Source organism: Glutamicibacter ardleyensis, from assembly GCF_014644555.1.
Lineage (GTDB): Bacteria > Actinomycetota > Actinomycetes > Actinomycetales > Micrococcaceae > Glutamicibacter > Glutamicibacter bergerei.
On record NZ_BMKX01000013.1, the window covers coordinates 1 to 21,328 of the forward strand.

Genomic DNA, 21,328 nt, shown 5'->3' on the forward strand with positions numbered 1-21,328 from the left:
GGATGTGGCGGGTGCGGTTACTGCTGGTGCTGCTGCGTGTGCTCCGGCTGCACCACCCAACGTCATTGCTGCAACGATTGAGATGGATGTTGCGGATTTCAGGAGAGTCTTCTTGATCATGTTTACTCCGTCGATGGGCGGATTCGTTTCGCTTCTCAGAACGATTGATATATGAATCTTTACACGCCTTAAGGGTAAAGTCACGAGTTTTATATAAAAAATTTTGGAAAACGATGGTTTGCGATGTCTGGCCATCTTCTTGTTTCAAATACGTTCATATTCGCGTGTAAGTTTGGCCATGAGAATTTTATAGACCGTTTGACTAAGGTGAAGATATTCATTTAGTCGAGAGAACGTATCCCTGGGCTGTAAGTGTCTTTTTCTCGAACGTGCTATGAAGAGTTAGTCGCCGAGGGTAGGTCGATTATGTCGCGGACGAACTCTTGCGTTTGCGGGTAAGTGAGTTCCTAAATATTCGTTGGCTCTGGTTCGACCAGCACGGATGGGTGTCCTGAGAATGGAGAGCTTTGGCATGTTGTTGCTACTTTTCAAAAATCCATAAAACGGGCGTCCGCTGGCGCGGCCGGCTGTTGCCCGGACTGCGTCCGGTCTTTTCCTGTTTTTTGCTGCTGTCCTTCGGAGTGTACGGGCCACCTCCAAACCCACAAGCCACTCGCTGCGCTTCGGGCGTGCTCCACCAAAAATTCTTGGACCGCGCTCCTACGTCGCTTCTTCCGACCCAAGATTTTATTGCTTTCGCACCCCTGACGGGTTGATGGGTTTTCCGGCTGACCCCGCTTCATTTCATTTCGCCAGCAGGCAAAAAACAACTGGGGGAGACGTTGGGCAGGTGGTTAGTTCCCTGTTCCTCTCACCTCAGGCGAAAGGAACGAAAAGATGCAGACGAAAACCAAAGACACCCAGGAAGCTGTCACCGTCCCAGCCACCGTTGAACGGGACGTTTACGGAGAAGGGTATGACTGGATGGCGAGCGTCACCGGCACTAGCTGGAATGAACTCTCAGCATGGGGCCGGGACGGATGGGATCTAGGATCCTGGCCATACATTATCTTCGCCGTCGCGCAGACCGAAGACGAGCAAGGAAAGCTATTCGGGTACTGCACTTATGTCGAGGGGGACGTAACCGCACGTTGGTATCGCACGCGTGACGCGCGAAGTCTGGCGATCAGTAAAGAGGCGTACTGGTATTGGGCGAGTGGCCAAGCTGATGGGCCGGAAGCTCTGGAAGGGTTGGACCCGCAGGAGTTCCGGCCCATTGATGGACTGTGCGAACCGTTCAACCCCAGCTGGGCTAAATAAAGTTCAAGGTGCCCTTCGTACTTCCTAGAGGAAGTGCGAAGGGCACTTTCGCGCGTGGCGCGGTAATCTTGCCGCGCTAGTCGTTCCTGTGTGATTTTGGATCATTCCCAAAACGAGCTGGACAATCCAGAGCGTGCTTAGCTAAGAGACTGATGAAAAAAGCAGGCGCTCCTGGCCGGTGCCAGATCCAAGGCTAAATATTGCACACGGTGTCCCGTTTAATTTTCTTCCGGTGACTTCGGGGCTACCGGCGGAATATACATTTTGAGCTCTGCGCTGCTCAACCCGAGACGTTCACCGATCGATTTCTTGGATTCACCCGTCTCCAGCATCTGGCCCACCACCTTCATGGCTTCGGCTTGCGTGGTGGTCTTTTTCTGCTCAGCTGCCGCGCGAAGTTCCGCAATCTTCTGTTCGGTGTCTTCGTCAATCTTGGCGAGCTGATCCTCGTGGACGAAGAACCCTGCCGCCAGCTCGATCAGCTCCTCGTTACGGCGGGTGATCTCTTCGGCCTTCGCGCGTGCTTTCTCCCTGGCGGCTAACGCGGCGGAGGATTTGCGTGGCTTACTCATCTAATATCTTTTCCTTCACCATCTACAACAACAACTTTTTGGCGAGGGGACACCCCTCGCGCACCCCGGCCCAAAAATGCGTTAACGGACTTCGCTGGCGCTCAGGCTCTGTCCTGCGTGGAGTTTCCCACCTGGGGACGGCCATGAGATCGCAAAACATCTCCACCCGCCCACACGTGGAAAACTCCACGCACGGTTTAACACAAGAGACTTAGCTGGGCACAGCTGCGAGCCTATCAAACCCACCTTGGCCACACCTGCACACAGCCAAGATCGCATGTGCAAAACCGCACCAAAAGAAAAAAGTTTTGATGGCCAGATCAATCATCCTTCCTGTGTACCCTCCATCCTCGTCCCTCAGCTGAACACGTCCAGTCGACTTTGAGAAACGGTCAACGACCTCCGGCCAGTATTTTTACCCGATTCTCAAAGAATTGATCTGTCACACCTCTTGCATCCTCGATAACTTTGGCCAGGATTGCTAGAATCGTGTGTGTGATGACCCTGCATAAGCTCAGCGCAGGGGACGGGTATCAGTACTACACCCGTGAAGTCGCCTCCGCTGACGAGCTGCGCACCGGTGACCGGACGCTGGGGGATTACTACACCGTCACCGGCCACCCGCCAGGGATCTGGGGTGGCCGCGGAGCGAAGAATCTCGGCGTGTCCGGCGAAGTTACTGAGGAGCAGATGGAACTGCTCTACGGACTGGGACAGCACCCCCTCGCAGGGCAGATTGACCCTCAGACCGGTGCGAAGATCGACGCGAAACTCGGCCAGCGCTACAAGCGTTTCGACCAGTACGATGCGGCACTGACGAAGAAGATCACCACAGCCATGGGTGACTTCACCCGACTGAAGCACCGCGAACCTACCGTTGACGAACGACGCATCATCCGTGCCAAAGCCGGCGGACAGCACTTCCACCAACTGCATGGTCGCAAGCCCAAGAATAAGGAAGAGCTCTCCCAGTTCATCTCCCGGCAGACCCACAAGGGGTCCAACGCGGTCGCCGGATACGACATGGTGTTCTCCCCATCCAAGAGCATCTCCTACCTCTGGGGCGTGAGCGACCGCAAAGTCCAAGCCGCCATTGAGAAGGCACATCATGCGGCGATTGAAGACGCGATGACGTACCTGGAAACCAACGCCACGTTCACCCGGCGCGGGAAGAACGGGGTCCGCTCCGAAGACGTCGACGGCGGGCTGATCTACACCTCCTTCCGGCACTATGACTCACGCGATGGTGATCCGCAGCTGCACGATCACATCGTGGTGTCCAACAAGGTTCTGGGCATGGATGGCAAATGGAGCGCGCTGGACGGGACCGTTCTGCATAAGTACGCGGTGTCCGCGTCCGAGCATTACAACGCCAAAGTCATGCAGTACGTCTGCAAAGAACTGGGAGCAGCTCCAGTCGCTCGGGCGGTGGAGGGCAAGCGTCCGATCATCGAAATCGGCGGGGTACAAATGGCCGCGATCGAAGCGGCCTCTTCACGCCGGAGCAGCATCAAAGAGAACCTTACGCAGTTGGTTGCTGGCTTTGAAGAGCGCCACGGACGCGCCCCGAATGCGAAGCAGCTGATCAAGCTCTCCCAGCAAGCCACACTGGAAACCCGTGCGGAGAAGAAGAAAGGCCGTTCCCTGTCCGAGCTCACCGGGCACTGGCAGACCAAGTTCAGCGCTGTTCCTGGAGCACTGACAGGTGATGATCTGTTCGCTGCGGTGCGCGCGTATTCCAAAACCCAGAACCCGAACTACGACCTGGTGGACGTCCTGCCCGCTGAGCAGATCGAGACCTTAGCGCAGTCGACGATCACCCGTCTGGAACAAAACCGGTCCACGTGGACGACGGCTCATGTGGAAGCCGAAGTGCGCCGCCAACTCACCCACGAGTACCAAGCCCAACCCGTCGCAGACAGTGTCATCGTTCAGATCCGGGCCGCTGCGTTGGACTCGTTGAGTTTGAAAGTCACCCCTGATCTGCCCGTCCCAGCAGCCGTTCCTGGGGCGGTCATTGCCGTGTACCGGTACCAGAAACCCCACGCCGCCCTCTACACCTCCGAGACCATTCTGGAAGCAGAGCATACCGCCGTGCAGGCCGCCCGCACCGACGTGATCCCGGCAGTGACGCAGGGTGAATTCACCCGTGTCCTGGAGAACTTCGATGGCCGGCTGAACGATCATCAGATCGCGCTGGCCCAGGAATTCTCCTGCAGTCCCAAGCTTCTGGTGGCCGGGATCGGGCCGGCCGGTACCGGCAAAACTACCTCCATGCGTCTTGCTGTCACGGCAATGCAGCACGCCGGCCATCATGTGGTGGCGGTCGCCCCATCTGCTAAAGCAGCCTCCCTGCTGGGCAGCGAAGTCGGCGCGGAAGCGATGACCGTTGACCGTCTTCTGCGTGCACCGGACATGCTGAACCCCGGCGACGTTGTGCTGGTTGATGAGGCGGGGATGCTTGGCACCCCGCAGTTCGTGACCCTCGTCCTGCAAGCGAAAAAGCGCGGGGCCCTGGTGCGGGCTATCGGCGATGACAAGCAGCTTTCCGCCGTCGGAGCCGGCGGACTATTGCGTCTGCTGAACGCCGAAGAAGAATTGGTGAACTTGGAGGAGATCCACCGGTTCCGCAACGAAGATGGCACCGCCAACCTGGAAGAAGCCGCCGCCTCGTTGGCACTGCGTGAAGCACCTGCGGTGGGTAAAGATGACCCGTGGGCGTACTACCGCGCCGAAGGCAAGATCCAAGCCGGAACCGTGGACCACATGGCTGACCAGGTCTTTGCTGCGTGGCAGAAAGACACCAACGAGGGACTGAAATCCCTCATGCTCGCCGGAACCAACACGCAAGTTGATCGCCTGAACCAGAAGGCCCAAGCCTACCGACTGCACACTGGCCAGCTTGATGATGCCCAATCGCTGACCGGCCGGAACAACGCCCAGATCTATGCCGGCGATGTCATCCTGACGAAGAACAATGACCGCCGGATCAGTGTCCACCAGGGCAAAGACTTCGTCAAAAATAACGATGCCTGGATAGTGGAAAGCATCGAAGATGGCAACCTGCTGGCACGCCACCAACAGCACCAAGGACTCGCCGTCATTCCTGCCTCTTACGCCGAAAAGCATGCGATCCTCGGTTACGCCGACACAGTCCACACCGCTCAAGGCGCCACCGTCGATACCGCCCACGCCCTGCTCACCAACCAGAGCGATCGCGCAGGAGCATATGTGGCGACCAGCCGCGGAAAATACGACAACCAGATCTATGTCGGACTAGCAGAGAACGAACGCCCCGATGAAGTATTGAAGGGCATCGCTGAACGCACTGACCTGAACATCACCGCGCACGAATCGATCACCCGCGAACACGACAAAGCCAGAGACCTGAATGGACTAGGTGAAATCTACCGGGATCTGGCAGACCAAGCGCGCAACGCACGCTTTGAGCAGATCCTCCGCACCGCCGTTGGCGCTCGTGTGGCCGAACCGTTCCTTGCGGACCCAGCATGGGGAGCCGTCACCCATCACCTGCAGAACGCAGAATCCCAAGGGATTAAGCTTGAAACGCTGTTGGCTGATGCCTACCACCAACGCGAATTCGCTAATGCGGACCAGCCAGCAGCAGTGCTGGCCTGGCGCATGGAACCGCTGATCGAAAACCGTGCCGAAACCCTGGCCGAAGCGCATCGCCCTCTGCGCGACGTGGCCACCAAGCACTTGGAAGAACTCGAACGCCGAGCCACTGCGCAAGCAGACATTCTGGCTGTCCCTTACCGGGAGACTGCCACGCAGCTGGCCACTAAGGAAGGACTGAGCCCCTATACGCGCCGGTTGTATGGCCACCTGACCGATGACGCACTAGCCAACAGAGTCAAAGACACCAGCGATGACTTGCTACGCCAAATTCCCTCCGACCCGGAAAACAACGAAAAACTGCTGTCCTGGTCCCTGAACAAGCTGCGCGAAGAGCAACAACGACGTGAGAAAATGCCAGAGCTGCTGCGGCAAGCAGAAACCCTGGACCGCGGCCACGAGCTGCACAGCACCGCTGCCGGAACGATTCTTGAACGCATCAGCCGCGAGTTGGAGCTGCGTGAACTCGAACAACCAGCCCTTCAACCAGCGCATGTTCGCAATGAACTGGGTGAATGGTACGCACCCACCGCCGAGCTGCATGATCCTCGCACCCCGGACGCGTGGAAGCAGCAGCTGACCGGATACCGCCAGGCGTTGGATACCGAGCATCAGCGGGTCGGCGCGGATCTGGCGCAGAACCCGCCGGTCTGGCTGGATGCCTTGGGTCCGGTGCCAGGACGCAGCGACCGGGCCGAAGAATGGCGCCGGGTCGCGGCCGAAGTCGCAGCCTGCCGGCGCACCTACAACATCGCTGAATCAGAACCAGAACTACTCCCCAAAACACATCTGAAGAAAAGTGAAGTGGCCCAGAACCTGCGCAACCGCGCGGCTGCGCTGCACAAGCACTCGGAACTGACCACTCGTGAGCCAATGCCAGAGGCAGCTAAAACCGAGGCAGTACAGCGGAAGAATGATCAGGCCATCACTACGCTCAGCCCTACGAGCGCTGAAGCGAAACTTGCCCAGCTGCGCCGACTGAGCCAAGGAACTACGCAACCCACGACAGAACAGGAGAACACTGTGCCGGCAGAGTTCGAGCATGAAATGAGCGGGCAGAAGCCAACCCCGGCGGCCGAGTCGCTGCTTGAAAAACTGCGCAGGAACCGCACTGAACTGCAAGATGAGCAGAAGAACCGTGTTCAGGATGACGAGCTACGCCGCAAGGGACCTCAGGGGCCGACGCTTACGTAGTGTAGGAACTTAACGAAAGAAACCCACGAATCCGTGGGTTTCTTCGATGTATAAAGCACGAGTCCTTGTCCCTTGCTATATGCCCCATGCTATTACGGGCGGGTTGATTTTTCCACGCGCGCACAACTATAGTTAGAGGTGCAGACCCCCCTCATACACTTGAGATCAGGGGGTCTAGCTGTTTAACTCCTAGATTGCTTTGGGCAAGCGCTCTGGATCGCGTTCTGAGAGGTATTTCGGGTACCAGTCTTGAGCGAACCCATTTTTGGGATGCTGGTCGATGAGGGCGTTGGCACTCCATGCAACGAGATCAGCCATCTGAACCAACTGCGAAGTTTTTGAGTCGAGATGGATAGCATCTTCAATCACGTGCCTTTTGCTGAGTTCTAGGCTGCGATGGGTATTTTTGTAGGAATCGTCAGTGCCATCGCCGTCCATCAGGATCATGGCCAGAGAATTGGATTCCTCTAGTTCTGACTCAAATCTGTTGACGAGAGATAAATAAGTTTCTGTTCTCGTCTGCGCGAGAGCTTTAGGCTCGCCGCTTCGATAGACGGCACCAAGTCGCAGGCCTTCGGTGTAGCGCAAAGTTTCTAAGCATTCTAAGGCTACTTCTCGCCCGAAATCTTTCCAGAACTCAATGCCATTATGGATAAATCTATCTGGCATTTTGGTTGAGATGCGTCCACGGCCGTTGACGTACTCGGTGGTATGCAGTTCTTCAGTGACTGGGATTCTGTACTCGCGCCAGAGCCTTTTGCGTAGGTCTAGCCAGGTCCGCAGTACTGATGACCACCGATCGGGTGAGAACTCAATCCATCCGTAAACGACGAGTCCGCTTTTGGGATGTCCGGAATCATCGATGTAGATGAGGCGATCTAAAGGTAAAGGCACGTGAACAGTCTAATTTTGAATGCAGGTTATTCCTATTTCTTCTCTCATTCACTGGCGAGCCGTAGATTGTGGAATCAAAGAATTCGGATCGTTGTTTTGGGTCGTGAGGTAGGTACCATCAAGCCACTGAGTGAATTGTTCATTCAGCGACTCGGGAACTGGATCGACCCGGTCTGGGGCACGATGCTCGCGCCTGCATCCGGCCATGCCTCCCTTATCGACAGGTGCGTTGACGATGTCCAGCACATCGGGCAGGTAGCGCAGGTTCCAATACACCAGGTCACTGTTGGGGCTCGCCGTCCCGTAGTTGGCGGCTTTCCAAGACAGGTAGAACCCCATGAGGTGGGCGACGACGTTGGGGTGGCGGAACCAGCAGGGCGGGATCATGTTGGTGCTTTGCCCAGCCCCATATGTGGTGTTGAACCACGGCAGCCATGCATTGATCTCTTCCAGTAGCCCAGCATTTTCCTCGGGTTTGCCTTGGTAGAGGTTCCATGGGGATGGCTCTGGTTCTTTGCTCTTTTTCAGTAGCGTTTCCAGCTGGCCGGCGAGCTCTACAAGGACTGCTTCTTGTTCCTGGAGCCCTTGCTCGACCTTGCCCTGGCGTTCCACCAGTGGCTCAACGATCGGGACCAGCAACTCGATCAGCTCATCGCGGTTACTCTGCTCGCTCAACGTCCACCGCCTCGGCCCCGATCTGGTCGGCATCCAGGAAGATCTTGCCGCAGGTGCGCAGTGTCTGGTCTTTCATGTCTTTCAAGTCCTTGTGGTCTTTGCGCTGCCACACCATCTCGGTGTGCACTACATGCGGCGGCAAGTTCCGGTATACGGCGGTGGCTTGCCCGAATTTCAGGTGCTTGAGCTCTTCAGCGCGCACGATCGCTTTTTCTTCCGTGCTGGTGGTCCTCGAGCCACCGGTTTTGCTGGAGGAATGGCTGATGCGCGTCTTATCCCGTACGCCCATGTCGCTCGCGTATGTTTTCAAATCCTCGCTGTTGATGCCAGGAAAAATCAGTTTCAGGCTGGCGTTGGATTCGATGGCTTTAGCTTCTTCCTTGCCCCAGCGTGCTTCGTTCTGGATGAAAGACTGGCTGATGCCGATCACTTGGATTCCACGGCCACCGGTATCGGTGATCAGCTCGGCCATATTGCTGAATGCTGCCACGTTGGGTGCTTCATCAAGCACCATGCGGAACACCGGCCAGAGACGGCCAGAAGCAAACTGGCTGGATTTGCGCCGTGCGGCCCGGTAGACCTGATCGGCGAACATCGTACTCAACGTGCCGAGCGGGGATTTTTCGCCGTCCACCACGATATGCAGCGTGTTCTGTCCTTCAAGGAACGTGTTGATGTCGAAGGCTTCGCCGCGGCGGAACCGGAACTGGGAGAGCACTTTCTCGCTGACCAGTGGTTCGGCCAGGGAGAGCAGGGTGGATTTGATGGAGTCTTCGGTTTCCCCGGCCCGCGATTCGGTGCGCTCACGCAGAGGCTGGATGAAAGCCCGGGACTTATGGTGGTCTTCCAGGATCGTGATGGGTTCGGGGTTATGCGAGTCGAAGATCCACAGCAGCAGGTCATCCATGGTGCGGTCTTCCAGCGCTGCGGCGTGCAGGAGGCGGCCGAGGACAGAGCCGGCTTTGGCGCTGAACCAGGACCCGTTCTTGGTGCCTTCCATGGGTGCGGCGTTCGCCCAAGCTTTGCCGCGTTCCAGTGCTTCGTCTTCGTCCTCGCACCCGTAGATCGGGGTCCATTTCACGGTGTTGGGCCAGCCGGTGATGTTCTCCCAGTCACACACAAACACTTGACCTTGTTTTTCCCGAGCGGTGGCAGTCCAGGCGACCACGTCGGGTTTGGTCGACGTTGCCAGGACTGGTCCGGGTGCGCCGAGCACCATGGGGACCACGATGCTGGAGGTCTTGCCGCCGCGGGCCGGGGCATAGACCCAGAGGCTGTCTTCGAGCTGGATATACAGTGGCACTTTTTTGGAAGCGTTGGTGTAAACAGCCAGTGCGATGAACGCTTCCGAGGTTTTCTTGGTGACCGACGGACCGTAGATCTGGCGTGCTTTATGCCATGCGGCGGTGAAGCCCATCATCGAGGTGATCGCCGCACCTTGAGGGTTGAACGTGGTGGTGTTTTTGCGCGGGCTGATCCATAGTTCGGTGATCAGCACGTATCCGGCGATGAGCAGGACGGCGAAGGCGCCGAGGATGAACCAGGACGCGGCCGGCCAGGCAAGATCCCCGTCCAGGCCTGCCTCGAGCAGATCCAACGGATTCCAGGACACTTTGGAATTCGTGGGGGTGATTTTCTCGCCCCAGTTCAAGGCAGCCAGCACGATTCCGGCAAGCACTGCGATGATCAGGAACGTGGTGAAGCTGCTTTCACGCTGTGGGGAGGCCATGATCCTGTTCCTTTTCACTGGTTGTCCTGGCTACCAGTGCTTTGTCGGTGTCGGTGAGGATTGTTTCCACGTCGCTGCGCAGATGCTTCACCTCGAAGGGGGCTTCGTTGCCGATTTTCATCAGGCAGGTGCCGGTGGCCAGGTTCAGGATCGTGGGGTAGCTGGAGGCTGGAAGGTCGAACATGTCCACTGCTGCCCGGGCGTCCGGTGCTTTCTTCTGCTGGTAGACCAGCACGGTGTCGCATTCTTTGATGATCGCTTCCGCGTCGGTGCCGGCGGGGATGTCTGAGACGTGGTGGAAGAAGAACCAGTTCGACAAGCCGATGGCGCGGGAGACTTTCTGGTTGCGGCGGATCACTTTGGCCACCGAGGTCTGGACCAGGTGCCAGGCTTCTTCGACGACGAAGTGGGTTTGGCGGCGGTTCTTGGCTTTGAACAGGCGGTTGGTCATCCACGTGTTGATCACGGTCATCACGATCGCCAGGGCGGGGCCGTTTTCGGGCAGTTGGGAGACGTCGAAGACGGTGAGTCCGTCTTTGAGCTTCACATCCTTGGTGGTTTCGTTGTCGATCATTCCGGCCAGGTCTTCTTCGACGAAGCGTTCGAGCTCGAAGGCTACGTCGTACCCCCATTCGCGCAAGGTGGCTTTGCTGATTTCCAGGTGGGCGGAGTCTTCTTCGGCTGGGTCGATCATCCGGTTGATGACCAGCCGGATTGTCGGGGTGATACCTTGAGCTTTTGCGTCTTTCAATGCGCGGCGGTGTGCTGTGCGCAGGGCTTTGCCTTCGCGGGGACTAATGGGCCGGCCGAGGACTTCTTCGGCGACCGCGCGCAGCAGCATGGACTGGCTGGGCGGGGTTTCGCCGGTGGTGCTGTCTTCTTCTGTTTCAGCGGAGATGGAAGGGTCGAAGATGTTGATGCAGGATCCTCCGCCGCCGATCTTGAACGTGACAGGTTCCCCGCCCTGGTACCGGCAGAGTTCGGCGTATTCGCCTTCTTCCGGGTTGGAGTCGCTGGGTTTTTTGTCGATGACGATCACGTTGCGTCCGATGATCATGGGGCGCAGGCATCCCCAGGTTTTGCCGGCGGAGCTTTTCGCGGAGCCGATGTCGCCGATGACGACGACGTTGGCGTTGTTCACGGTGTGGGGGTAGGCGAAGATCGGGTCGTGCATGACGCCCCACCCTGATTCCAGATCAATGCCGAACAGCAGGCCTTTGTAGGAGGTGGGGGACCAGGGCACGGCGAGGTTGCTGACTTCAGCTTGCCGGGTGGTGGAGATCGCGCCTTCCGGGGCTGGATCATAGAGTCCGTAGCGTGAGCCTTTGCGTGTTTGGCGTCCGGCATCCCAGGTGATGTCCGGGCGCTGTTCCGCCAGTGGCGCCGAGACGGACTCGGGAGGCAGGCGTGTCTTTTTCACTGTGTTTTTGATGGTTTTCTTAGGTGCTCGAGTGAAGATGCTGATCATTTGCGGATTCCTCTTCCCATGGGCAGCACGGCCATGAGGGCCATGTCGTGGCGGTTATCGAGCCAGTACAGCCGGTCTATGCCGCAATCGGTGGCGACGGATTCAATCTGGGTGGAGACCTGCAAGAGTTTTTCTTCTGAATCCACGGTGAAGCTGACGTAGGCTCCCCATTTCACGCCGTGGTGACCGCTGCCGGGCGTCAGGTCCACTGCGCGCTGGTCGGAGGAATTGGACATGACCTGTTCGGTGCCATCCGAAATCTTGCCTTTGGACGCGTTCGAGTGGCGTTTGGCTTTGTCACTGGTGCGGTCAGACATCGCTTGGGCGCGCGCTTCTTTGGCATCAACGACTTCGTTCACCCAGGACACTGAATGGATGACTGCGGGAACAATCCCGGAGACGAGCTGGCGCATGGCTTGGACTGGCAAGGCTGATCCGGCCATGAACCCATCCCTGGGGATATAGGCGACCCGGGTGTAGGCGTGGTTGTTGACCACGACCGCTTTGGGCGTCTGTTCCTGGTCGAGTTTCTGCCAGACCGCCTCTAACCCGAGATCGGTGTCATCAATGGCGTACGTGTAGGGGTCTTGCAGGTGGGCAAGGATCCCGGCAGCCATCTGTGAATCCACAGCCCGGTAGCCGCGGATGGCTTTGTGCGCGACGGCTTGCGCCATGAGCGCTTGGGCTTCTTGGACGATTGCTGCGTGCACGGCCATAGGCCCTGGCTGCTGGGCGTTGGCGGCCCGGTGCAAGGCGGTGCGGTTGTCGAACCGCAGCACCCAGTAGCTGCGGTGCTGCTCGGCCCGGTCTTCGACCTGCAAGCACAGCTCTTGGTAGGAGCGCACCAGGTTTCCGTGGGCGTTGGGGTCCACGTAGTCGGCGAGCCAGGAGACGTGGTCGGTGATGTCCAGGGGGATGGAGCGGGTGAAACTCTGGATATGGGACACCGCACTGGTGCGCCGCGCCGCCCTGGCCAGCACACGTCCGAAGCCGAGGTGGGGGATGTCTTCCACGTCTTCTTCGACCACGCCGCCGGCACTGCCGCGAACTTCGAAGATCACGGTATAGAAGGCCGGATCTGAGTTGGCGTGGCGGAAGACGGCGAGGCGTTCGCGGGGGTTGAAATCAACTTCTTTCACGCTCAGCCGTCCCACCATCAGCGGGGCCGGCTGAACATGCTCTTTGCGGCGTTCGGCGCGGCGCACTGCCAACCCGCGGGGCCGGACCGCTTTCTTCTTATTCTTCTTCGCAGCCCGGTATTCCTGAACGCTGGCCAGCGCAGTCTGTTCATGGACGGGGTCATAGACACCCAGCCCGGCGTGCTTACGGTAGGCACGGTAGGCGGTTTCGGTTTTCAGTGCCGCGTAGCTGCGTCCCCCGTGGATGTTCATGGGAACGGTGATCACCACGCTGAGCACAGCGATGACGAGGCCGGCGAAGAGGAAGAAGAACTGGTCCATGCCCATCAGAACCACTATGGCGGCGATACCCAGGCCGATCCATAGGATGACCTGTTCGGGGGTGGAGCGGCCTGAGAGCAGTCCGCGTTTTTTGAACTCGCCGCCGAGGGCTACCTGACGTGTCATGAGTGATCACCGATCCTTGAAGGAGTCCCACGAGTCTGGGTCTGCGTCGTTTGCGGCCATTCGTGCTTGAGCTGCAGCGTTGGTCGCAGCGTATTTGGTTCCGGCCAGCAGGCCGACCGCTCCGGCGGTCAGGGGGCTGAAGGCTGCAGTTGCCGCCACTGAAGCGATTTTTTTCGCCCGGCCGGATGGCGGGTTCTTCCGGCCCTGTCTAGAAGAGGAGGAGGGTGCATTTGGCCCGCTGGAGGCAGGCGCAGAGCTGTTCTGCTCGGTGGGACCTTGCCGTGCTGGGTCAGTACCGCCGGTCCGGGCCGGCGGTGGCGAACCACCTTGCTGGCCGTTCTGATCCGGGGATGCTGGAGGCGCAGGGTTCTGGCCTTGCTGAGAGGTGTTTGCTGCAGCTGGTGCGCCAGTGGGTGCACCAGCCTGGTTTTGGCTGGCGCGTTCGTGTGCGCCATTGGTTTTCTGCGGTGAACCGGTGTCCGGGCTTTGGACAGCAGTGGTGCTGCCACCATCTGGGGAAGGACCACTAGGTCTGGGAGAGCTGCCTTCTCCACTTGAACCGCCTTGACCACCAGAGCTTTGTGCGCTGCGGCTTGTGGCGGAGCCGCGCCTGGTGGAGATCGCCCGGCGAACCGATCCGGCACCGCTGCCGATTGCACCGCCTACGGCGCCGCCGACACCGGCAGAAATTTCCGGTGAGATCCCGCCGAATTTCGCTTCGCGGCTTTCGAGCACGGGCATCCACCGGAAGATCGCTGCGGGGGACAGGACGATCATCAGCATGATCGCGGCTGTTGCCCCCAGGTTGCCGACGTTCACCAGCACGTCATCGACCCCGTCTTTGAAGGCTGGTTGGGTGGCGAGGACAGCGAACACTGCACCGAGCACGAGGAAGGCAAAGGTTTTCAGCAGACTCATCGTGACTAGCGTCGTAGCAATCTTCATGACGTAGCGACGTGTTTTCGGTGACAGCAGCATGCCAATCAGCAGGGCGATAGCTAGGCCCATGAGTTGTTGGAAGATCGGAATCAGCAGGAAATACACCAGCAAGGCCAGCGCTCCGACGAACAGCAGTCCGAAGAAGAGGATGGCGGCCAACGGGCCGAACCAACTGGTGGATTCCAGGGAGCCGAACCGGGAGATCACGGTAATGAAGTTGCTGATGGATTCGGCCGCCCAATCACTGGTTCCATCGGTGAGTGGGGCGACGCGTTGCTGCAGTTCATTCATCACCCAGGGGCCGTAGATGACCATGAATAACGCTGCGGGCAGGTAATAGAGCAGGGATTTGCTGAAATCGTCGTCGCTCATCTCCCCGTTGCTGTGCTGTTTGAAAAGGAACATGATCATCAGCCCAAGACCGACCACTCCCAGCCCGGCATAGAGCGCCCATCGGTCTTTGAATTCTGGGCTGGACGCGTCAAATTCGGTGGTCGAAGAGATTTCTTCGAGGACTTTGGAGGTCATGGCGATGGATTCAGATTTGCTGCTGTTAGCGAGTTCATCCAGGTTCGATTTGGGATCGGCCACGAATTCGATGGTGTTGTCGATGGCGTCGGTGACGTTGAGTATGGAACGGCCCAGTTCGCTTTGCTCGAGGTATCCGCGGACCTTCTGTCCGCTCCAATCCTTGAATTGCGCGTTGATTTTCTGCTTGATGCAGTAGCTAATACCTTGACCGCTGGCGCCCGTTTCCTTGAGAGCTTCGCAGAAGTCCATCTTTTCGCCTTCGCCCAAAATGAGGGTTTGGGCCGTGGGATACATATGGTGCAGGGCATCACGAGTCTGCTCTTCGCAGTTACGCTTCTGGAAAGAAAAGACGCTCTCCATCTTCGTGTAGTACTCGAACTCGCCGCATTTCTCCTTGGCAATCCCTGACAGAACCTCATCAAGAAGCTGGGCTTTTTCCTTCTCAGGCATCTTTTCGAAGCGTTTCACCTGGTCCTGGGTGAGCGCTTCTTCCACTTTCTTGGTGTCCTCATCAGCATGAACCGGCGACGGAGCGGCGACCAAGAGAAAGGTGGAAAGGAATGCGATCACCGCCAGAGAGGAAAGGACGCTGAGAAGCTTTGTCACTGAGCCAACTCCATCCAGCCATCCCTGCTCAATGGGTTGCCGTCTGAATCGGTGAACAGATCACCAAGAATTTCGCGCGCTGCAGAGGGTTCCTTCTTGCCTTGCGTGTAAAGAAGCTGAGTTTCTGGCCGGTAAGTGGCGTTTTCACCGCTGAAATCAAGTTTCCAATCGTCGTTTTCCCACACCATGAGTTGTTCAGCGACGCGAATCTCCACGGCTGCAGGAACGGTGCGCCCATCGAGTTTGAACGCATTAGTTTTAATGCGTTGAGCCACTGCGACGGATGCTGTTTTACCTGATTCGCAGCTGACGACTTTGAAAATCGAGGGTTCAAGAAGCTCAGTTTCAGAAGTTCCGCCGTCTCTGGCTAATGAACGCAGCGCGTCAATATACTCTGCGCCATCCTCATTATCTGCAATGACCGTTTCCAGGGTTGCTTCACGCTTCTCCCAGTCACCGGCGCCATAGGACTCAGCCGGAACATAGTTGACCGCTGCGCGCACTGCGTCGTCGCACGAGGCGGTGTATCCGATGCGGGTTTGGCCATCTGCTGCGGTCTTGGTTCCGCCTTCGTTGGCGCGGAACGAGGATACAGGGAACCCGTTGTCGCTGATCCGGGTGGGTTCAGAAGGAGTAGTGGGTGTGGCCGCCGAAGTGTTCTCCTTCGTGGTCGATGAGATGAAATAGCTGGCGACAGCAACCAGCACGATCGCTATGATGACTACGGCGGCGATGATCAGGCTCCGGCGGCTTGTCATTAGAGCATCCCCGCCACTTTGAGTACCGCACCGATGAGCACACCAAAGGCCGCCACCGCGATGACCGCCACGCCGCGGCGTTTGAGCTCGTCAGTGTGTTCGCCCATCTCCTCGTAATGGCCCTGTTTTCTGGCTCCGGAGAATTTTACGAAGCTGGTCAGAAGCTTCACTGATACATAGATCAGCACCAGTCCCCAGATGACACCGAGGATCACGGTCAGAGCATTGTCGAACCCTGAGCCAAGCGGTGCAATGTCGGGGGATACTCCGTCGAAAGGGTTCTTGACTTCTGCTGTTACTTGCAAGGTGGGGATGAACGGTTCCATGGTTAGTTTTCTTTCTTGTTTCGTTTGGTGGATTCTGCTCGGACTGCTGCGTGGTGCATGCCTTCGCTGACTGTGGCAGCAACTTTTTCAAAAGCTCGTACGGACTCATCTGTGGCCAGCTGCCAGTCGATCAGCCCGTTGGTGTCCAGGGCTGGTTCGTAGGGGACGGGAAGGAAAGTAGCTTCCTCGCCGAGGGCTTGCTCGAGCATGGTGCGCAGTTCTTTGCGCCGTTCCGGGGCCACTGAGCGGCGATGGGAACCGGGGGAGATGACGAGGACCGCGTGGCGGCACAGCGCGGCGTAGTGGTCATTGCCCGAGAGCTGTGACATGGCTTGGAGCTGTTCGATGGTTCGGAGCACTGAGACGACGGACTTATCGTTCATTTCCACGGGGAAGACCAGCTGGTCGGATCTTTCAATGCCGGCCAGCCAGTTCTCGGCGCGTGTGTTGTTGCCGGTGTCCAGGACGATGACGTTCCAGAAACGCTGGACTACTTCGAGCAGTTCGTTGAGGGTTTCGCGGGTGAGCATCTGCATCCGGTCAGGATCTTCATCAGAGGCGAGGACTGCGAAACGGTTGTCCCCTTGCGGGCGGGTGAAGTACTGGACGTCGCCGCTGCGGGTGTGTTCATTTTTGAGCTCTTCGAGGGCATCGAGCAGGTCGATGATGGTCAGCTTTGATCCGTTGGAACGGGTGCGCACCCCGAGGGTGCCCATGGTTTCGTTGTTGTCCATCGCTAAGACCGCATGGTCAGAGGTGTTGCCGATGGTGGAGGCCAGAGCCACGCTGATCGAGGTTTTACCTGACCCGCCGGCCGGCTGGGCGACAGTGACGGTGACGGGACGCGGGTAGACACGCCGGATGGACGCGAGCGTGGTACGCCGAGCTAATTCTTGGGGTCCTGGTTTGGGGGAGATGAGGCCGCCGGTCCATGTGCGGATTGTGCGCTGCCAGCCTTCTTCGGCAGGCAAGGGTGTTTCCAGCGCGTCTGATCCGGTGATCGCGCTGCTCAGTGTTCCAGTGACCAGCGGTGTTCCGGCGGCCAGAGGCGCTGCGCGCGTCGGTTCTGGTGCGGTGGGTTTTACTGGTTCTGGGTTGTTGAGGATCTGTAACGAAGCTTCTGGTTTGTCGGAAGCGTTCGATACGGTCAAAACATCGGTCTTCGCTTTTCTGCGTTCGTCGCCTGGCCACTCGGTGCCCATCTGCGTCCCCTTTCCTTGGATGAACCCATAGTATCAACTAGTCTTGATATAGTCAGTTTCATTCCAAAATAAGACTTTGAAGGGTTTTGATGACACGCCGAATCATCCTGTCCACCGCCGTGCTCCTGGCGGTCTCACTGAGCGCCTGCACCCCCGCGCCGGACCAAGAAACCAGTGATCCGCACGCGGATCACGGACCCATGCATGAGATCGAAGCATCCCCAGAGCAAGTGCAGATCGATGAATGGAACCCGCAGGTTTCGACTGAAGCGAAACACACCGCAACCCAGGCCGCCAAAGCCTACGCCCGCCCGGACCTTGACCAATCGGCGTGGTTCAAAGCCCTGGCACCGTACCTGTCCCAGAGCGCACGGAGCACGTTCCAGCAGACCTCAAACCTCAACATCGCCTCCACCGAAGTCATCAAGGTTCACGAACCTGTCCAAGGCGTTTCACCGGCCATCGCCACCGTGAGCGTGCAGACCAACGCCTCCACCCTGGAATTCTTGCTCAGCCGAGCTGACGGGCAGTGGATGGTCGAGAAAATCACGAGCAACAGCTGATGAAACGCTCCAAACGCCGGGGACTCTTCACTGTCCTGGGGCTGGTCAGTGTGCTGCTGTTCGGTATGGTCTTCGGCGGGATCCTCCTGCTGGGGGACAGTCCGGGCAGCGAGGTCGACACCGAAACTGACTGCTCGCCTGACAGTGCGGTGCCGAAAGAAATCAACGTCAAGAACCTGCCGACCACCGAGGTCGGATCCTACAACAAGCAGCAGCTGACCAACGCCGCGGTCATCATCAACGAAGCCAAGTCAGCAGACGTCCAGCAGCAAGGGGCCATCATCGGACTGATGACGGCCATCCAGGAAAGCTCGTTGAAAATACTGGCCAATGACGGGAGGTGGCAGTACCCGCAAGGAACGCAGGTCATGACCGAAGCCGAATGGGGGCAAGCGCGCAAAGTCGTCCTCGAATCCCTGGAGCTTCCACACCAGGGAGTGGGGCACGCCTGGGATGCGCTGAGCCTCATGCAGCAGCGGCCCAGCGCTGGCTGGGGGACCGTCGAGCAGATCATGGACCCCTCCTACGCAGCCAGCACCTTCTTCGACAGGCTGAAAAAAGTTCCCGGCTGGCAGTCCCTGCCTTACGAACTGGCCGCTGAAAAAGTCCAAGTCTCAGGACTGCCAGATAACTATGCAGACCAACGCTCCGATGCGGAACTGCTCTATGCCGCGCTGCAAGGAGCCACCGTCGAAGTCTCTGAAGACGACGAGGAAGAGTATGCCCAGTGCAAGGACGGGGGAGACACCAGAAATCCGGACTCAGGGGATTCCTACGAGGGTCCGAAGAGCAATTCCGGATGGGTGTTCCCCGTGGAGAGCATCTCGAAAATCCAGTACAACTACGGCGAAAACCGTGGGTTGTGGCCCCACGCTGGAGAGGATTTCAGCGCGCCGAAAGACACACCCATCTATGCTGCTGCCGATGGCCAGGTCATCCGGGCCAGCTGCTCGGACCTGGTGACCGGGCGCTCTCCGTGCCAGATCCAGATCGACCACGGAACAATCGACGGACAGAGGATCAGCACCTTCTATGTGCACATGTTCGAGAACGGAGTGCTCGCCCACGTCGGAGACGAAGTCAAAGCCGGAGAGCAGATCGCCAAGGTCGGAACCAACGGCAACTCCACCGGCTACCACCTGCACTTCGAAGTCTGGGAAGGCAAAGCAGACACCAACCCGGTCGAATTCCTCAAAGAACAAGGGGTAAGCATCCCCGGTTGAGGAATCCAATGCGCTTGTTGCTAGGCTCGAACGGTGGAAAAATACGCCAAGTTCATCAGCCATATTGCCTCACCACCAGCGGTCGTCACCCTCGTCCTGCTGAGCACCCCACTGCGGTACCCGGGCGTCGCGTGGCCGCCGACCTTGCTGGCCACCTTCTTTGCCGGCCTGGTGCCCTGGGCGGCGCTGATCTGGATGCGGCTGCGCGGACGGGTCACCGACGTGCACGTCACCGAACGCCGCCAACGCTGGCCGATCCTGCTGATCACCCTGGTTTCAATCCTTGGCGGCATCGCCGTACTGCTGGCAATCTCCGCACCAACCCAGATCCTAGTGGAAGTACTGTTCATGCTTGCCGGGCTGCTGATCGTCGGCCTGGTGAACCTGGTCTGGAAGCTGTCCATCCACGCAGCCCTGACTACTTTCGCGGCCTTGCATTGCCTGCTGGATCTGCCGGCAGGAGCGCAGATCGCGGTCGCCTTCATCGTACTGGTGGGATGGGCAAGAATCCGCGCCGGTCACCACACTCCCACCCAAGTCATGGCAGGAACTCTCATCGGCACGCTGGTGAGTCTAGGAGACTTTCTGGTGGTGTAAGCGTGGGGATGGCTGGAGTTCGCGGCGATGTGTCAGCAAAGCAGAGATCCACGCCAGAACAAGACCTGTGAGAACACAGAGCATCGCTGGATAGACAATCAAATCGGTCAGCCAGTCCAGCTGCCGGTTCGACAGCTCCACCAGATGGCCGATCGGTGCAACGACGCCGAAGGCAAAGCCAACCGACATCAGCTTCTTCGAGTAATACGGCACCCGGTACACCGAAGGCGTTGTCGCCTGCACCAGTGGTTTCACCAGCATGGACGAAACCACCGCCGGATAAAGGTAGAGGGACAGCTTATAAAGCACAACGGCCGTTTCGGTATCCCTGAAGTCATCCAGCCCCATGCTCGAATACGAAAGATCCGCCGCGAAGAACAACACGGTCATCAGTGCCACGCATAATGGCAGTCCGGCAGCTGAGAAGCGGCGGATCTTGGTTGCGACATCGCACCGGCCGATACTGAGGGCAATCTGGACCCCGGCGGCCAAGAACACGAAGTTGATGCAAAAATGCGAGACGAGATTCGCTAAATTAATGGAGCCGAGCAGGCGATCAATTGTGAGGTAGATCGGTTCCACTGCAAGCCATAAGCCGATGCTCATGCCCAGATGAGTAAGCCATAACCAGAGGTTGCCTGTGCCTTGAATCAGGCGGGGAAGCCTCAACCCAAGTGCCAGAGTGAACGCGCTTGCTAAGATCATTGCTGCCCAGGAAGAAAAAACCATAGGCTTTTAGCCTAGATGATTCTCAAATGTCTCCAAATTGCGTACCTGTTTTCCCACCTCGCGCAGGCGTTTCTCCGATTCGGCAAGTAACTGCCCCAAAGGTAATGTGTTGAGCCAGCGGGAACGGCACTCTGGCTCCCATCCTGCCTCAGCACCAGTGAGTACACCTGACACCACCAGAGCGGATGCTAAAGGGAAATTGGCATATTTGGCGATTTCGAGAGCCACATCTTCTCGTAACCGGCTGCGCAGCATCTTCCACAAGGTTGGCTGCGCGACGCCCAGCTGCAGTTGGATATGGGCTCGAAGATTTCCATCGTCGGCGCAATCAAACCAATGCAACGCCAAATGATCGTAAGATTCCTCGCCGAGTTCAGCCTCGTTGACTGTCTCTGAGTTTAAACGATGAACTGTTCCCTGCAAAAGGCCTGCCGTGGGAATGAACGCTGCTATTTCGTTTGCGGCGGGCGCGGAGGTGGTGATGTTTGCGAATTCCCGAAACTGGGTTAGCTCGTCCAAAGGATCCAAGCCGAGGCCCCGTGCAATGGCTGTAATGGTTGAAGGCGCCACATTGCCACTGCTGACCTGCTGGGTGACTCGCAGCCGCGGAAGTTCAGCTAACTGGGCAAGGCGCACCAAACCAGTGCCTGGTGCTACTACATCCAGCCACGATTGAACTTCTGCCCGGTCTAGTTTCACCTGCTACCCCACCGAACTGCTGGGTGAGCAAAAAACCAGCGCAACCAGCGAAGAAAAAAGTTCCACATTTGTCCTAACTTA

Annotated in this window: 17 protein-coding genes; 5 read left to right on the forward strand and 12 right to left on the reverse strand. The window is 58.1% G+C overall.

The genetic code is table 11. The annotated features are described in order from the left end of the window. Positions 1-897 precede the first annotated feature (897 nt). Entirely contained in the window at positions 898-1,320 is a 423-nt protein-coding gene (locus IEX04_RS17395; protein ID WP_188687348.1) for a hypothetical protein, read from the forward strand. Positions 1,321-1,538: 218 nt separating this feature from the next. Here IEX04_RS17395 and IEX04_RS17400 read toward each other — a convergent pair whose 3' ends face one another. Next, positions 1,539-1,892 (reverse strand): hypothetical protein, encoded by a 354-nt coding sequence (locus tag IEX04_RS17400; RefSeq protein ID WP_096289314.1) that lies wholly within the window; start codon positions 1,890-1,892, stop codon positions 1,539-1,541. 498 nt (positions 1,893-2,390) lie between these two features. Here IEX04_RS17400 and mobF point away from each other — a divergent pair, with 498 nt between their 5' ends. Beyond that, positions 2,391-6,722, forward strand: a complete 4,332-nt coding sequence (mobF, locus tag IEX04_RS17405; RefSeq protein WP_229677236.1) for a MobF family relaxase — start codon at positions 2,391-2,393, stop codon at positions 6,720-6,722. Positions 6,723-6,911: 189 nt separating this feature from the next. Here the strand turns inward: mobF and IEX04_RS17410 are convergent, their stop codons facing one another. The 9 genes from IEX04_RS17410 to IEX04_RS17450 are packed head-to-tail and all read right to left on the reverse strand — an operon-like array spanning position 6,912 to position 17,436. Further along, positions 6,912-7,616 (reverse strand): DUF3800 domain-containing protein, encoded by a 705-nt coding sequence (locus IEX04_RS17410; RefSeq protein WP_188687350.1) that lies wholly within the window; start codon positions 7,614-7,616, stop codon positions 6,912-6,914. A gap of 48 nt (positions 7,617-7,664) precedes the next feature. Then, positions 7,665-8,291, reverse strand: coding sequence for a DUF4913 domain-containing protein (locus IEX04_RS17415; RefSeq protein WP_188687351.1), 627 nt, complete (start codon positions 8,289-8,291; stop codon positions 7,665-7,667). Continuing rightward, positions 8,275-10,020 carry a type IV secretory system conjugative DNA transfer family protein gene (locus tag IEX04_RS17420; protein WP_188687352.1) on the reverse strand — a complete coding sequence of 582 codons (1,746 nt, stop codon included), beginning with the start codon at positions 10,018-10,020 and terminating at the stop codon, positions 8,275-8,277. The genes IEX04_RS17415 and IEX04_RS17420 overlap by 17 nt, the downstream gene beginning before the upstream one ends. Then, the gene (locus tag IEX04_RS17425; RefSeq protein WP_188687353.1) at positions 10,001-11,488 is read right to left on the reverse strand and encodes a putative type IV secretion/conjugal transfer ATPase; all 1,488 of its coding nucleotides are present in this window, start codon (positions 11,486-11,488) and stop codon (positions 10,001-10,003) included. The genes IEX04_RS17420 and IEX04_RS17425 overlap by 20 nt, the downstream gene beginning before the upstream one ends. Next, complete coding sequence (locus IEX04_RS17430; RefSeq protein WP_188687354.1) at positions 11,485-13,074, reverse strand: hypothetical protein; 1,590 nt, start codon at positions 13,072-13,074, stop codon at positions 11,485-11,487. The genes IEX04_RS17425 and IEX04_RS17430 overlap by 4 nt, the downstream gene beginning before the upstream one ends. 6 nt (positions 13,075-13,080) lie before the next feature. Next, complete coding sequence (locus IEX04_RS17435) at positions 13,081-15,150, reverse strand: TrbL/VirB6 family protein (protein WP_188687355.1); 2,070 nt, start codon at positions 15,148-15,150, stop codon at positions 13,081-13,083. Further along, on the reverse strand, positions 15,147-15,908 hold the full coding sequence (locus tag IEX04_RS17440; protein WP_188687356.1) for a DUF8175 domain-containg protein: 762 nt from the start codon (positions 15,906-15,908) through the stop codon (positions 15,147-15,149). Before IEX04_RS17440 ends, IEX04_RS17435 begins: the two co-directional genes overlap by 4 nt. After that, entirely contained in the window at positions 15,908-16,234 is a 327-nt protein-coding gene (locus IEX04_RS17445; protein ID WP_105678929.1) for a hypothetical protein, read from the reverse strand. The genes IEX04_RS17440 and IEX04_RS17445 overlap by 1 nt, the downstream gene beginning before the upstream one ends. Before the next feature lie 2 nt (positions 16,235-16,236). After that, a complete protein-coding gene (locus tag IEX04_RS17450; protein WP_188687357.1) occupies positions 16,237-17,436 on the reverse strand; it encodes a MinD/ParA family ATP-binding protein in 1,200 nt (399 codons plus the stop codon). Between the two features lie 89 nt (positions 17,437-17,525). Between IEX04_RS17450 and IEX04_RS17455 the strand changes: the two genes are divergently transcribed. Genes IEX04_RS17455 through IEX04_RS17465 form a run of 3 tightly spaced genes read left to right on the forward strand, consistent with a single transcriptional unit; the run spans position 17,526 to position 19,819 of the window. Beyond that, on the forward strand, positions 17,526-17,999 hold the full coding sequence (locus tag IEX04_RS17455) for a hypothetical protein (RefSeq protein WP_188687358.1): 474 nt from the start codon (positions 17,526-17,528) through the stop codon (positions 17,997-17,999). Then, positions 17,999-19,222 (forward strand): M23 family metallopeptidase, encoded by a 1,224-nt coding sequence (locus IEX04_RS17460; protein ID WP_188687359.1) that lies wholly within the window; start codon positions 17,999-18,001, stop codon positions 19,220-19,222. The genes IEX04_RS17455 and IEX04_RS17460 overlap by 1 nt, the downstream gene beginning before the upstream one ends. 33 nt (positions 19,223-19,255) lie before the next feature. Continuing rightward, on the forward strand, positions 19,256-19,819 hold the full coding sequence (locus IEX04_RS17465) for a phosphatase PAP2 family protein (protein WP_188687360.1): 564 nt from the start codon (positions 19,256-19,258) through the stop codon (positions 19,817-19,819). Here the strand turns inward: IEX04_RS17465 and IEX04_RS17470 are convergent. Both IEX04_RS17470 and IEX04_RS17475 read right to left on the reverse strand, forming a co-directional pair. Then, positions 19,796-20,548 carry a hypothetical protein gene (locus tag IEX04_RS17470; protein WP_188687361.1) on the reverse strand — a complete coding sequence of 251 codons (753 nt, stop codon included), beginning with the start codon at positions 20,546-20,548 and terminating at the stop codon, positions 19,796-19,798. The genes IEX04_RS17465 and IEX04_RS17470 overlap by 24 nt on opposite strands. Before the next feature lie 6 nt (positions 20,549-20,554). Further along, positions 20,555-21,187, reverse strand: a complete 633-nt coding sequence (locus tag IEX04_RS17475; protein ID WP_194446480.1) for a hypothetical protein — start codon at positions 21,185-21,187, stop codon at positions 20,555-20,557. Positions 21,188-21,328: the final 141 nt, after the last annotated feature.

Coding starts and splice junctions, on each gene's coding strand:
- IEX04_RS17395 (WP_188687348.1), top strand. CDS start 898: ATGCAGACGAAAACCAAAGACACCCAGGAAGCTGTCACCGTCCCAGCC.
- IEX04_RS17400 (WP_096289314.1), bottom strand. CDS start 1,892: ATGAGTAAGCCACGCAAATCCTCCGCCGCGTTAGCCGCCAGGGAGAAA.
- mobF (WP_229677236.1), top strand. CDS start 2,391: ATGACCCTGCATAAGCTCAGCGCAGGGGACGGGTATCAGTACTACACC.
- IEX04_RS17420 (WP_188687352.1), bottom strand. CDS start 10,020: ATGGCCTCCCCACAGCGTGAAAGCAGCTTCACCACGTTCCTGATCATC.
- IEX04_RS17425 (WP_188687353.1), bottom strand. CDS start 11,488: ATGATCAGCATCTTCACTCGAGCACCTAAGAAAACCATCAAAAACACA.
- IEX04_RS17430 (WP_188687354.1), bottom strand. CDS start 13,074: ATGACACGTCAGGTAGCCCTCGGCGGCGAGTTCAAAAAACGCGGACTG.
- IEX04_RS17440 (WP_188687356.1), bottom strand. CDS start 15,908: ATGACAAGCCGCCGGAGCCTGATCATCGCCGCCGTAGTCATCATAGCG.
- IEX04_RS17445 (WP_105678929.1), bottom strand. CDS start 16,234: ATGGAACCGTTCATCCCCACCTTGCAAGTAACAGCAGAAGTCAAGAAC.
- IEX04_RS17450 (WP_188687357.1), bottom strand. CDS start 17,436: ATGGGCACCGAGTGGCCAGGCGACGAACGCAGAAAAGCGAAGACCGAT.
- IEX04_RS17455 (WP_188687358.1), top strand. CDS start 17,526: ATGACACGCCGAATCATCCTGTCCACCGCCGTGCTCCTGGCGGTCTCA.
- IEX04_RS17460 (WP_188687359.1), top strand. CDS start 17,999: ATGAAACGCTCCAAACGCCGGGGACTCTTCACTGTCCTGGGGCTGGTC.
- IEX04_RS17470 (WP_188687361.1), bottom strand. CDS start 20,548: ATGGTTTTTTCTTCCTGGGCAGCAATGATCTTAGCAAGCGCGTTCACT.